Here is a 12,174-nt window from a genome sequence, read left to right as displayed (position 1 = left end):
ATGGGCGTGACCAATCGGTTGGCCTGTTACTCCGACCCCGCCGACCACTATTCCCACCGAGTACGCATCGTGCTCGCAGAGAAGGGTGTCAGCGCAGAGATCATCACTGTAGAGGCAGGTCGTCACCCGCCGAAACTGATCGAAGTGAACCCTTACGGCAGCTTGCCCACCCTGGTCGATCGTGACCTGGCGTTGTGGGAGTCAACCGTGGTGATGGAATACTTGGATGAGCGTTATCCCCATCCGCCGTTGTTGCCGGTGTATCCGGTGGCACGTGCCAACAGCCGCCTGCTGATCCATCGGATCCAGCGTGACTGGTGTGGCCTGGTGGACCTGATTCTGGACTCACGCAGCAAAGAAGCCGCCCGGGTTCAGGCGCGCAAGGAATTGCGCGAGAGCCTGACCGGTGTTTCGCCGTTATTTGCCGACAAACCTTTTTTCCTCAGCGAGGAACAAAGTCTGGTGGATTGCTGCCTATTACCCATACTCTGGCGCTTGCCTATCTTGGGCATTGAATTGCCGCGGCCTGCCAAGCCGCTGCTTGACTACATGGAGCGCCAGTTTGCGCGTGAGGCTTTCCAGGCGAGTCTGTCTGGTGTCGAACGCGATATGCGCTAAGGCTTAAGGAGCCGTTGATGAACTCCAGTCGACCTTACCTGGTCCGCGCGCTCTATGAGTGGATAGTGGACAACGATTGCACCCCGCACATGCTGGTCAATTCCGAGTTTCCTGCGGTTCAGGTACCGCAAGGTTTTGCCAGTGACGGACAAATCGTCCTGAACGTTTCACCCAGTGCCGTGCGACACCTGCACATGGACAATGAGGCGGTCAGCTTCGAAGGGCGTTTCGGCGGTGTGCCGCATACGCTGTTCGTACCCATCGGCGCCATCCTCGGGATTTACGCCCGGGAAAATGGCCAGGGCATGGTGTTTGATCTGGAGTCGTCCCTTGCGGATGACGAAGCGATCGAACTCGAAGGCGAAGATGATGTGCCGCCGCCGGATTCCGAGCCACCGCGTCCAAGCGGTCGGCCGAGTCTGAAAGTGGTGAAGTAACAAGGCGCAGGCCCTCGGGCCAGTGTTGAAAATGCCTCGGCGATGCCGGGGCATTTTTTTGTCTGGCGAAAACCCCGTCGTATATAGATGAAAGTCATGACAGGACGGTGATCGTACAACCGCCATGGGCTATCATGCGTGCTTCAGATCGCCGAGACAGATGATTCATCATGGAAAACTCCAGCGCCGCCCCTCGTCTTCCCCGCAAGCGCCGCAGCCTTGCCCAGGAATTGGTCACGGTGTTGTCCGAGCAGATCCGCGACGGCCAGCTCAAACGTGGCGACAAACTGCCCACCGAGTCGGCGATCATGGACGCCCATGGGGTCAGCCGCACCGTGGTGCGTGAAGCCATCTCGCGATTGCAGGCGGCCGGGCAGGTGGAAACCCGCCATGGCATCGGCACCTTCGTGCTGGATACGCCAAGCCCCAGCGGTTTCCGGATAGACCCGGCCACTGTTGTTACCCTGCGTGATGTACTGGCCATCCTTGAACTGCGGATCAGCCTGGAAGTGGAGTCTGCCGGGCTTGCTGCCCAGCGGCGTAGCGACGAGCAATTGGCAGGGATGCGTGCTGCCCTCGATGCCCTGAACGAAAGTGCGGCCCACGCCGGTGATGCGGTGGCATCGGACTTCCAGTTCCACCTGCAGATTGCCCTGTCCACCGGCAACCGCTACTTCACCGACATCATGACCCACCTGGGCACCAGCATCATTCCGCGCACGCGGCTGAACTCGGCACGCCTGGCCCATGATGATCAGCAGCACTACATGAGCCGCCTGAGCCGCGAACACGAAGAGATCTATGAGGCGATCGCTCGCCAGGACTCGGATGCGGCACGGGCGGCCATGCGGTTACACCTGACCAACAGCCGTGAGCGGCTGCGCCATGCCCATGAAGAGGCGGAAGCGCAGCGCGGTTGATTCCAGGCTGGACGTAAGCGTGTGGCTTGAAAGCTCATTGTGGCGAGGGAGCTTGCTCCCGTTGGGCCGCGCAGCGGCCCCAAAATCCATTCCCCCGTGTTCTTGCTGGGGCTGCTTCGCAGCCCAACGGGAGCAAGCTCCCTCGCCACAGGTTAATGCATGAGGCTTAACTCATGTCATTCGGCTTGTAGTCCTTGAGCAGCAGATACGTACTCCAACCCCACCAGTCATTGGTCCACTGCTTGTCGTTCAGGTTGTTGACGTCCTTGCGCCGCAGCACCTTGTCGCCTTCAGCCTTGAACAGCGGTGAGAAGTTGTTCGCCGGGTTTTGCGCGGCGTTCAGGTCCGGCACATACAGCGGCGCCTTGAAGTTGGCCGGGGAGGGCGCCACGCCGCTGATAAAGGTTTCGAAGATCTCATCCGCCGACGCCTGGACGGCGCGCTTGACCATGGCCCGGTTGGCCGCGTCGTTGCTGTCGAAATAACGTTTGTCACCGTAGGCGTGCCACTGATCGCCGAAGGCATTGCGTACGTTGAGCCCGAACTTGCTGTCTTCATCGTGCATGAAGCGGCTGATCAGCGAGCCCAGTTCACCCGGTGTTACCACTGCCGCCAGTTGCTTGCGCGGTACCCGCAGGTGGCCGGCGGAAAACAGGTCGGTCAAGAAGTGATCAGCGAAGCTGTTCATGGCGTAAGCCAGTTCCAGCGCCTGGTCGGTGCCGGTCTGATGAGCGACGACGGCTTGTTGCAGGGCTGCCGTATGCCCCGCCAGATACGCCGCCAACGCCCATTCGCCGAAGTGGTCGGCATTGTCTGCCGCCAGTTTCAGGTAGCGTCCCAGTGGAATCAGCGCCGACACGGCGCTGCCGCCGCCGGTGATGCGGTTCCATTCTTCGGACAAGGTGTCACCCAGTGCGTCATACGCTTCATGGGGTTGCTTGCCATCCTTGATCGCCTGGTTGACTGCATTGATCTCCTTTTGCATCACCGAGAGGATCTTGCCCGCTTCCTCTCGCGATGCCGGCAATACTGCCAACGAGTTGAACGCATCGGTAAAGCGCTGCACGCGGTCAGCAGGCGACGCTCCCTCGTTGATGGGGCGCCCGGGAATGCCATAGAAATCACCGCCCAGGGCAATGATCTGGCCGTAGCTCAAGGCCAGGCCATTGGGCAGGTGCAATTCGACCTGCCGGGCGGGAATCGGCGGGGCGTCCTTGGCGAAGCGCAACAGGGTGTCGTCGCCGATGGCGGTGTGTTCGCCGCCTTCGAAGCGCAGGGTGGGTGGTCTTTTTTCAGGTGTGGCGAGTTCAAGATCTGACATGTTAGCTCCTTGCTATGTCGTAGGAATCTTCCGTAATAGCTGTATGTATATACAGTCAATCCGAGCATAGAGGAAAAACTTCCTACGTCAAGAACGCAGCAATCGGGGAGGGCAGCGATGAATTGCAGTTGACGAATATTTTTATAGTTGTACGATGACGTACGACATCAAGATAACCGTCCGTAATCTCTCAACAGAAAGTCTTCGCCCAGGGTGTTCGAATAATGAATCCACAAGAACTGAAGTCCATCCTCTCTCACGGTCTGCTGTCTTTCCCGGTGACCGATTTCAACGCCCAGGGTGATTTCCACCAGGCGGGCTACATCAAGCGTCTGGAGTGGCTGGCCCCTTACGGCGCTACTGCCTTGTTCGCCGCTGGCGGCACCGGTGAGTTTTTCTCCCTGGCGGCCAGCGAATATTCGCAAGTGGTAAAAACTGCGGTCGATACCTGCGCCACCAGCGTGCCGATTCTGGCCGGTGTCGGCGGTGCCACCCGCCAGGCCATCGAGTACGCCCAGGAAGCCGAGCGTCTTGGCGCCAAAGGCCTGCTGCTGCTGCCGCACTACCTGACTGAAGCCAGCCAGGACGGGGTTGCCGCCCACGTTGAAGCGGTGTGCAAGTCGGTCAAGATCGGCGTCGTGGTCTACAACCGCAACGTCTGCCGCCTGACCGCGCCGCTGCTGGAACGCCTGGCCGAGCGCTGCCCGAACCTGATCGGCTACAAGGACGGCCTGGGTGACATCGAATTGATGGTGTCGATCCGCCGCCGCCTTGGTGACCGTTTCAGCTACCTGGGCGGCTTGCCGACTGCAGAGGTTTACGCCGCTGCCTACAAGGCCCTGGGCGTGCCGGTGTACTCCTCGGCGGTGTTTAACTTCATTCCAAAAACCGCGATGGATTTCTACCACGCCATTGCCCGGGAAGATCACGCCACCGTCGGCAAGATCATCGACGACTTCTTCCTGCCGTACCTCGACATCCGTAACCGCAAGGCCGGTTACGCCGTGAGCATCGTCAAGGCCGGGGCGAAAATCGTCGGCTACGACGCAGGCCCCGTGCGTACGCCGCTGACCGATCTGCTGCCGGAAGAATACGAAGCCCTGGCCGCGTTGATCGACAAGCAAGGCGCGCAATAACCCATCACCAAGGCCGCTGAGTAATCAGCGGCTTTTTGCGTCAGGAGAGAATTCGTGTCCCAAGCCAAGCGTTTTGAAAACTACATCGGTGGCCAGTGGGTTGCCGGCGCCGACTACTCGGCCAACATCAACCCGTCGGAGTTGTCTGACGTCATTGGCGAATACGCCAAGGCTGACCTCGCCCAGGTCCACGCGGCCATTGACGCTGCGCGCGCTGCATTCCCGGCGTGGTCCACTTCCGGGATCCAGGCGCGCCATGACTCCCTGGATAAAGTCGGCACCGAAATCCTCGCCCGTCGCGAAGAACTCGGCACCCTGCTGGCCCGGGAAGAGGGCAAGACTCTGCCGGAAGCCATCGGCGAAGTGACCCGCGCCGGTAATATCTTCAAATTCTTTGCCGGTGAATGCCTGCGCCTGTCCGGCGACTACCTGCCGTCGGTGCGTCCGGGCGTCAACGTCGAAGTCACCCGCGAAGCCTTGGGCGTGGTTGGCCTGATCACCCCGTGGAACTTCCCGATTGCCATCCCGGCCTGGAAGATCGCGCCGGCCCTGGCCTACGGCAACTGCGTGGTGCTCAAGCCGGCTGAACTGGTACCGGGCTGCGCCTGGGCCCTGGCCGAAATCATCTCCCGCGCCGGCTTCCCCGCCGGGGTGTTCAACCTGGTGATGGGCAGCGGCCGTGTGGTCGGCGATGCCATGGTCAACAGCCCGAAAGTCGACGGCATCAGCTTCACCGGCTCCGTTGGCGTAGGTCGCCAGATCGCCGTCAGCTGTGTATCGCGCCAGGCCAAGGTGCAGTTGGAGATGGGCGGCAAGAACCCGCAGATCATTCTCGACGACGCCGACCTCAAGCAAGCCGTCGAGCTGTCGGTACAGAGTGCGTTCTACTCCACCGGCCAGCGTTGCACCGCGTCCAGCCGCTTTATTGTTACCGCCGGGATTCACGACCAGTTCGTCGCGGCCATGGCTGAGCGGATGAAGTCGATCAAAGTCGGCCACGCCCTGAAAACCGGCACCGACATCGGCCCGGTGGTGTCCCAGGCCCAGTTGGACCAGGACCTGAAGTACATCGACATCGGCCAGAGCGAAGGTGCCCGGCTGGTCAGCGGTGGTGAACTGGTGACGTGCGACACCGAAGGCTACTTCCTCGCTCCGACGCTGTTTGCCGACAGCGAAGCCGCGATGCGCATCAGCCGTGAAGAGATCTTCGGCCCGGTGGCCAACGTGGTCCGCGTGGCGGATTACGAGGCGGCGCTGGCGATGGCCAACGACACCGAATTCGGCCTCTCGGCCGGTATCGCTACCACGTCGCTGAAATACGCCAATCACTTCAAGCGTCATTCCCAGGCCGGGATGGTGATGGTCAATCTGCCGACTGCCGGCGTGGATTATCACGTTCCATTCGGTGGCCGTAAGGGTTCATCCTACGGTTCGCGTGAGCAGGGTCGCTATGCGCAAGAGTTCTACACCGTGGTTAAAACCAGCTACATCGGTTCGTAATACGCAATATCTGTAGGCGCCGGCTCGTGTGGGCGCTGCTTTATGTGGGAGCCGGGCTTGCCCGCGATGGCGGTGTGTCAGGCAACGTAATTGTCGCCTGATGCACCGTCATCGCAGGCAAGCCAGCTCCCACACAGAGCAGATCTCTACAAAACGGACCACCCAGCAGCTTCAAAACATTACCCGCAAAAAAAATAATTAGTGGGAGTACATCTTCATGCAAGCGACCAAGCCGACCCATGTCCGCTATTTGATTCTGCTCATGCTGTTTCTGGTGACCACGATCAACTACGCCGACCGGGCCACCATCGCCATCGCCGGCTCCAGCCTGCAAAAAGACCTCGGCATCGACGCGGTCACCCTCGGTTATATCTTCTCCGCATTCGGTTGGGCCTACGTGGCCGGGCAAATTCCCGGCGGCTGGCTGCTGGACCGATTCGGTTCGAAAAAAGTCTACGCCCTGAGCATTTTCACCTGGTCACTGTTCACCGTGCTGCAAGGCTATGTCGGTGAGTTCGGTGTTTCCACGGCCATCGTTGCGCTGTTCATGTTGCGATTCCTGGTGGGCCTGGCTGAAGCGCCATCCTTTCCCGGAAACGCCCGCATCGTGGCGGCGTGGTTTCCTACGGCTGAACGGGGTACGGCCTCGGCGATCTTCAACTCGGCGCAGTACTTCGCCACGGTGTTGTTCGCGCCGCTGATGGGGTGGATCGTCTACACCTTCGGCTGGCAGCACGTGTTTGTGGTGATGGGCGGCATCGGTATCGTGTTCTCGCTGGTCTGGCTGAAAGTTATCCACAGCCCGCGCCAGCACCCGATGATCAACGAGGCTGAGTTCCAGCACATCGCTGCCAACGGGGCCATGGTCGACATGGACCAGGACAAGGGCAAAGGCAAGAAAACCGACGGGCCTAAGTGGGATTACATCCGTCAGTTGCTCACCAACCGCATGATGCTCGGCGTGTACCTGGGCCAGTACTGCATCAATGGCATCACCTATTTCTTCCTGACCTGGTTCCCGGTGTACCTGGTTCAGGAGCGTGGCATGACCATCCTCAAGGCTGGCTTCATCGCGTCCTTGCCGGCGATCTGCGGGTTTATCGGTGGTGTGTTGGGCGGGGTGATTTCCGACTACCTGCTGCGCAAGGGCCATTCGCTGACCTTCGCCCGCAAGGCGCCGATCATTGGTGGCTTGCTGATTTCCAGCAGCATTGTCGCGTGCAACTACGTCGACATCGAATGGATGGTGGTGGGCTTCATGGCCCTGGCTTTCTTCGGTAAAGGCGTTGGCGCACTGGGTTGGGCGGTGGTGTCCGACACCTCGCCGAAACAAATCGCCGGTTTGAGTGGCGGTTTGTTCAACATGTTCGGCAACCTGGCATCCATCAGCACCCCGATCGTGATCGGCTACATTATCAGCACCACTGGCTCCTTCAAGTGGGCGCTGGTGTTCGTCGGTGCCAACGCGTTGCTGGCGGTGTTCAGCTACCTGGTAATCGTCGGCCCGATCAAACGTGTGGTGCTTAAAGAGCCGCCGGCCAACGGCCCTGAGCTGACTAAACTTTCCCAAGCGCATTCCTGAAGGGGCCCGCGTCATGCAGTTGATTGAACATGCCGATTCACCACGCTCCATCCGTTTGCACGCGCTGGATAATGTGGTGATTGTGGTCAACGACCAGGGCGTACCGGCGGGGACCGAGTTTCCCGACGGCCTGGTGACGGTGGATTTCATTCCCCAAAGCCACAAGGTGACGCTGGAAGACATCCCCGAAGGCGGCCGGATCATTCGCTACGGCCAGACCATCGGTTATGCGTTGCGCCCGATTCCCCGCGGCAGTTGGGTCCAGGAAGATCAACTGCGCATGCCCACGGCGCCGCCGCTGGACAGCTTGCCGCTGTCCACTGAAGTGCCCGAGACCCAGGCGCCGCTGGAGGGTTTTACCTTCGAGGGTTATCGCAATGCCGACGGCACCGTCGGCACGCGCAATATCCTCGGCATCACTACCACGGTGCAGTGCGTGACCGGGGTGCTGGACCATGCGGTGAAACGCATCAAGGACGAGTTGCTGCCCAAGTACCCGAACGTCGATGACGTGGTGGCGTTGACCCACAGCTACGGCTGCGGCGTGGCGATTACGGCCACCGACGCCTACATCCCGATCCGCACCGTGCGCAATCTGGCGCGTAACCCGAACCTGGGCGGTGAAGCCCTGGTGATCAGCCTGGGTTGCGAGAAATTGCAGGCCGGGCAGGTGATGCACGACAACGACAGCTCGGTAGATCTGAGTGAGCCATGGCTGTATCGGTTGCAAGACTCCAGCCACGGCTTTACCGAAATGATCGAACAGATCATGGCATTGGCCGAAACCCGCCTGAAGAAACTTGACCTGCGCCGGCGGGAAACCGTCCCGGCGTCGGAGTTGATCCTCGGGATGCAGTGCGGTGGCAGTGATGCGTTTTCCGGGATCACCGCCAACCCGGCGCTGGGTTATGCCTCGGATCTGCTGCTGCGGGCGGGCGCGACGGTGATGTTTTCCGAAGTGACCGAAGTGCGCGACGCCATCTACCTGCTGACTTCCCGTGCCGAGAACCAGGACGTGGCCCGGGAGCTGGTACGGGAAATGGACTGGTACGACCGCTACCTGGCCAAGGGCGAGGCGGATCGCAGCGCCAATACCACGCCGGGGAACAAGAAGGGCGGGTTGTCGAATATTGTCGAGAAATCGTTGGGTTCTATCGTGAAGTCGGGCAGCAGTGCGATCAATGGCGTGCTTGGCCCGGGCGAGCGGTTCAATCGCAAGGGCCTGATCTTTTGCGCCACGCCCGCCAGTGATTTTGTCTGCGGGACGTTGCAGTTGGCGGCGGGGATGAATTTGCATGTGTTCACCACCGGGCGTGGCACGCCCTATGGGCTGGCGATGGCGCCGGTGGTGAAGGTCTCGACGCGGACTGAACTGGCGCAGCGTTGGCCGGACCTGATTGATATCGACGCCGGGCGGATCGCCACCGGGCGGGCGACGATTGAGGAGCTGGGTTGGGAGTTGTTCCACTTCTACCTGGATGTGGCCAGCGGTAAGAAGCAGACGTGGGCGGAGCGGCACAAGCTGCACAATGACATCACGTTGTTCAATCCGGCGCCTATCACCTGACCTGTCCACCGAGAGTGCTTTTTGTGGCGAGGGAGCTTGCTCCCGCTGGGGTGCGAAGCGCCCCCAAAAATGGGACTGCTGCGCAGTCCAGCGGGAGCAAGCTCCCTCGCCACAGGGTATTTACAGCTCGGGGCTTTCGCTTAACTGACTGGCATTAGGGCGAGCCCCACCATAAGGGCGCTAGGTGGCTTATCATTAGCCACCTATCGACGCCCACCCAAGGTTCTCCCCGGCATGCTGGCAATCTTCCTACAAACCCTGAACATCACCGCGCCGGTGTTTGCCATGCTGTTCCTGGGCGTCCTGCTCAAGCGCATCAACTGGATCAACGATAACTTTATCCACATCGCCTCGGCCCTGGTGTTCAACGTCACCATGCCGGCGTTGCTGTTCCTCGGGATTCTCCATGCCGACCTGCATTCAGCCCTCAAGCCCGGCCTGCTGATCTATTTCGCCGTCGCCACGCTGCTGAGCTTCGCCCTGGCCTGGGGCTGGGCGATCTTCCGATGCCCGCGGGAAGACCGTGGCATCTACGCCCAAGGCGCTTTTCGTGGTAACAACGGGGTGATTGGCCTGGCCCTGGCGGCCAGCATGTACGGCGACTATGGGATTTCCCTCGGCGCGGTGCTCGCGGCGCTGGTGATCCTGTTCTACAACACCCTGTCGACCATTGTGCTGGCGGTGTACAGCCCGGTGATCAAGTCCGACCCGTGGAGCATCTTCAAGAGCGTGCTGGCCAACCCGTTGATCATCAGCGTGATCGCGGCGGCGCCCTTCGCGTACTTTCAGATTGGCTTGCCTGGCTGGCTGGAGTCCTCCGGGCAGTACCTGGCGGACATGACGTTGCCATTGGCGTTGATCTGTATCGGCGGCACACTGTCGCTGGCGGCACTGCGTAAAAGCGGCGACATGGCCCTGAGTGCCAGCCTGATGAAGATGGTCTGGCTACCGGTGCTCGCCACCCTTGGCGCATGGCTGCTGGGGTTTCGCGGGCCGGAACTGGGGATTCTGTTCCTGTACTTCGGTGCGCCCACGGCGGCGGCGAGTTTTGTGATGGCGCGGGCGGCGGAGGGCAATCATGAGCTGGCGGCCGCGATTATCGTGATCACCACCTTGATGGCGGCAGTGACCACGAATATCGGGATTTTCGTGTTGCAGGCGGGCGGCTGGATCTAGGCGTCTTGCTGGTAGCTGTCGATCACTTCCTGAGCGGCGCGGAAGGCGTCAATCGCCGCCGGTACACCGGCATACACCGCACAATGCAGCAGCGCCTCGCGAATCTCCTCCACGGTGCAACCGTTATTCAGCGCGCCGCGTACGTGGCCCTTGAGTTCCTGCGGGCACTTCAGCGCGGTCAGCGCGGCGAGGGTGATCAGGCTGCGGGTTTTCAGCGGCAAGCCTTCGCGATTCCACACGCTGCCCCAGGCATGCTCGTTGACGAAATCCTGCAGCGGTTGGCTGAACTCGGTGGCATTGCCCAGCGCCCGATCGACAAACACATCCCCCATCACCTGACGGCGCATTTCAACGCCGGGCTTTTTCTGTTCGGTCATTGCGATTCCCTCTTGTGTTGGCGGCGCCAGGCTTGCAGCGAGGTGAACAACAGGAAAGCCGCCAGCGCTGGCAGGACGTAATACAGCATCAGTTGTTCAAGCTTGTTGGCCAACGGCATGCCGAACGTGAACGACACCACATGCAACCCATACACCAGATACAGGCCCAGGAACACCAGGCCTTCGGCCCGGGTGACGCGGTAGCCCGAATAAAATACCGGCAGGCACAGGGCGACCACGCCGAGCATCACCGGCAGGTCAAAATCCAGGGCGTTGGGCGACACCGACAAGGGCGAGGGTGCCACCAGCGCGGTAAAGCCCAGCACCCCAAGCAGGTTGAACAGGTTGCTGCCGATCACGTTGCCCACGGCAATTTCCCGCTGGCCGCGCAGGGCGGCGATCAATGAGGTGGCCAGGCACGGCAGGGAGGTGCCGACGCCAATCAGCGTCAGGCCGATGATGCGTTCCGACAGGCCCAGGTCAGAGGCCACGTCCACCGCCGCGCCCAGCAGCAGGTGCCCGGCCAGAACCAGGATCAACAGCCCACCGATCATCAGCAGCACGCTGCTCAGCCACGGGGCTTGCACCACGGTATCGCGAGTGCGGGGGCGGCGGGAATGGCGGGTCTGGTAGAGCAACACGCCGAGGTAGGCCACCAGGGCCACCAGCAGTAACAGGCCATCAATCGGCGTGAGTTCTTCATTGGCGGCGAGCACAAACACCAGCAGGCTGGCGAGGATCATCATCGGGATGTCCAGGCGCACCAGTTGCCGGGAGACTCGCAGCGGAATGATCAGGGCCGCCAGGCCAAGGGTGACGAGGGTGTTGAAGATACTGCTGCCGATCACACTGCCCACGGCGATGTCGGTGTTGTCCGCCAGGGTGGCTTGCAAACTGATCGCCATCTGCGGCGCGCTGCTGCCGAAGGCGACGATGCTCAGGCCGATGATCAGCGGACGCACCTTGAGGCTGGCCGCCAAGCGCACGGCGGCGCGCAGCAATACTTCGGCACCGAAGATCAACAGCAGCAGGCCGCTGATCAGTTCGATCACGCTAAAGGGCGAGAGGGCGGTTAATGCGGAAATGGCCAGGGCTCCGTCGGTCAGTTGCTGAGGGCTTGCACGCGAACACGCGCGGTGCCGCTGCCTATCATACCCAGCTGTTCGGCGGCTTTGCGTGAAAGGTCGATCAGGCGCCCACGGGTGTGCGGGCCGCGATCGTTGATGCGCACAACGACGCTTCTGTTGTTGCCGAGGTTGGTGACCTTCACTTGCGTGCCAAAGGGCAGGCGACGATGGGCGGCGGTCAGGGCATTCTGGTTGAACGGTTCACCGCTGGCAGTGCGGTTGCCGTGGTGTTTGGCGCCGTAGTAGGAGGCGGAGCCGGTTTCGTCGTAGCCGTTGGGGTCGATGAGGCCGCTGGCGCAGCCGGCGAGCAGAGAGAACAGGGCCAGCAGGCCGAGTAGACGCTTCATTCAAGGTGTCCCCAAAAGTGATGTGGAAACCGGCTTATGTGGGAGCCGGGCTTGCCCGCGATGCAA

Annotated in this window: 12 protein-coding genes; 8 read left to right on the top strand and 4 right to left on the bottom strand. The window is 61.1% G+C overall.

The window, feature by feature from the left end; genetic code table 11:
* From LIY45_RS12545 to LIY45_RS12535, 3 genes are all read left to right on the top strand, one after another.
* Entirely contained in the window at positions 1-618 is a 618-nt protein-coding gene (locus LIY45_RS12545; RefSeq protein WP_010170749.1) for a glutathione S-transferase N-terminal domain-containing protein, read from the top strand.
* A 17-nt stretch (positions 619-635) separates the two neighbouring features.
* Complete coding sequence (locus LIY45_RS12540) at positions 636-1,055, top strand: ClpXP protease specificity-enhancing factor (RefSeq protein ID WP_017477747.1); 420 nt, start codon at positions 636-638, stop codon at positions 1,053-1,055.
* Positions 1,056-1,225: 170 nt separating this feature from the next.
* Positions 1,226-1,975: a FadR/GntR family transcriptional regulator gene (locus LIY45_RS12535; RefSeq protein ID WP_008437251.1), complete on the top strand. Its 750-nt coding sequence runs from the start codon at positions 1,226-1,228 to the stop codon at positions 1,973-1,975.
* A gap of 166 nt (positions 1,976-2,141) precedes the next feature.
* Here LIY45_RS12535 and LIY45_RS12530 read toward each other — a convergent pair whose 3' ends face one another.
* Positions 2,142-3,296, bottom strand: coding sequence for a phospholipase (locus LIY45_RS12530; protein WP_226476508.1), 1,155 nt, complete (start codon positions 3,294-3,296; stop codon positions 2,142-2,144).
* Between the two features lie 224 nt (positions 3,297-3,520).
* Between LIY45_RS12530 and kdgD the strand changes: the two genes are divergently transcribed.
* The 5 genes from kdgD (at position 3,521) to LIY45_RS12505 (ending at position 10,257) form a co-directional block, all read left to right on the top strand.
* Positions 3,521-4,432 carry a 5-dehydro-4-deoxyglucarate dehydratase gene (gene kdgD, locus LIY45_RS12525; protein WP_003216058.1) on the top strand — a complete coding sequence of 304 codons (912 nt, stop codon included), beginning with the start codon at positions 3,521-3,523 and terminating at the stop codon, positions 4,430-4,432.
* Between the two features lie 54 nt (positions 4,433-4,486).
* On the top strand, positions 4,487-5,932 hold the full coding sequence (locus LIY45_RS12520) for an aldehyde dehydrogenase family protein (RefSeq protein ID WP_003216060.1): 1,446 nt from the start codon (positions 4,487-4,489) through the stop codon (positions 5,930-5,932).
* Between the two features lie 217 nt (positions 5,933-6,149).
* Entirely contained in the window at positions 6,150-7,514 is a 1,365-nt protein-coding gene (locus LIY45_RS12515) for an MFS transporter (protein WP_017477745.1), read from the top strand.
* Positions 7,515-7,527: 13 nt separating this feature from the next.
* On the top strand, positions 7,528-9,081 hold the full coding sequence (gene garD / locus LIY45_RS12510) for a galactarate dehydratase (RefSeq protein ID WP_226476507.1): 1,554 nt from the start codon (positions 7,528-7,530) through the stop codon (positions 9,079-9,081).
* A 234-nt stretch (positions 9,082-9,315) separates the two neighbouring features.
* Complete coding sequence (locus LIY45_RS12505; protein WP_010170731.1) at positions 9,316-10,257, top strand: AEC family transporter; 942 nt, start codon at positions 9,316-9,318, stop codon at positions 10,255-10,257.
* Here the strand turns inward: LIY45_RS12505 and LIY45_RS12500 are convergent.
* From LIY45_RS12500 to LIY45_RS12490, 3 genes are read right to left on the bottom strand one after another with little or no spacing between them, the layout of a single operon-like run.
* Positions 10,254-10,634: a carboxymuconolactone decarboxylase family protein gene (locus tag LIY45_RS12500; protein WP_177040252.1), complete on the bottom strand. Its 381-nt coding sequence runs from the start codon at positions 10,632-10,634 to the stop codon at positions 10,254-10,256. The two genes, LIY45_RS12505 and LIY45_RS12500, sit on opposite strands and share 4 nt — an antisense overlap.
* The gene (locus tag LIY45_RS12495; RefSeq protein ID WP_226476543.1) at positions 10,631-11,677 is read right to left on the bottom strand and encodes a calcium/sodium antiporter; all 1,047 of its coding nucleotides are present in this window, start codon (positions 11,675-11,677) and stop codon (positions 10,631-10,633) included. Before LIY45_RS12495 ends, LIY45_RS12500 begins: the two co-directional genes overlap by 4 nt.
* A 59-nt stretch (positions 11,678-11,736) precedes the next feature.
* Positions 11,737-12,108: a septal ring lytic transglycosylase RlpA family protein gene (locus LIY45_RS12490; RefSeq protein ID WP_226476506.1), complete on the bottom strand. Its 372-nt coding sequence runs from the start codon at positions 12,106-12,108 to the stop codon at positions 11,737-11,739.
* Between the last annotated feature and the right edge of the window lie 66 nt (positions 12,109-12,174).

The organism is Pseudomonas sp. MWU16-30323, from assembly GCF_020515595.1.
GTDB classification, from domain to species: Bacteria; Pseudomonadota; Gammaproteobacteria; order Pseudomonadales; family Pseudomonadaceae; genus Aquipseudomonas; species Aquipseudomonas yamanorum.
The sequence above is the reverse complement of the archived record's forward strand: the minus strand, read 5'-3'. Positions and strand labels throughout refer to the sequence as shown.

What these genes read in the sequence shown, in the direction of transcription:
- LIY45_RS12490 (WP_226476506.1), bottom strand. Translation starts at nt 12,108, where the DNA reads ATGAAGCGTCTACTCGGCCTGCTGGCCCTGTTCTCTCTGCTCGCCGGC.
- LIY45_RS12505 (WP_010170731.1), top strand. Translation starts at nt 9,316, where the DNA reads ATGCTGGCAATCTTCCTACAAACCCTGAACATCACCGCGCCGGTGTTT.
- LIY45_RS12535 (WP_008437251.1), top strand. Translation starts at nt 1,226, where the DNA reads ATGGAAAACTCCAGCGCCGCCCCTCGTCTTCCCCGCAAGCGCCGCAGC.
- kdgD (WP_003216058.1), top strand. Translation starts at nt 3,521, where the DNA reads ATGAATCCACAAGAACTGAAGTCCATCCTCTCTCACGGTCTGCTGTCT.
- LIY45_RS12500 (WP_177040252.1), bottom strand. Translation starts at nt 10,634, where the DNA reads ATGACCGAACAGAAAAAGCCCGGCGTTGAAATGCGCCGTCAGGTGATG.
- LIY45_RS12530 (WP_226476508.1), bottom strand. Translation starts at nt 3,296, where the DNA reads ATGTCAGATCTTGAACTCGCCACACCTGAAAAAAGACCACCCACCCTG.
- LIY45_RS12545 (WP_010170749.1), top strand. Translation starts at nt 1, where the DNA reads ATGGGCGTGACCAATCGGTTGGCCTGTTACTCCGACCCCGCCGACCAC.
- garD (WP_226476507.1), top strand. Translation starts at nt 7,528, where the DNA reads ATGCAGTTGATTGAACATGCCGATTCACCACGCTCCATCCGTTTGCAC.
- LIY45_RS12540 (WP_017477747.1), top strand. Translation starts at nt 636, where the DNA reads ATGAACTCCAGTCGACCTTACCTGGTCCGCGCGCTCTATGAGTGGATA.
- LIY45_RS12515 (WP_017477745.1), top strand. Translation starts at nt 6,150, where the DNA reads ATGCAAGCGACCAAGCCGACCCATGTCCGCTATTTGATTCTGCTCATG.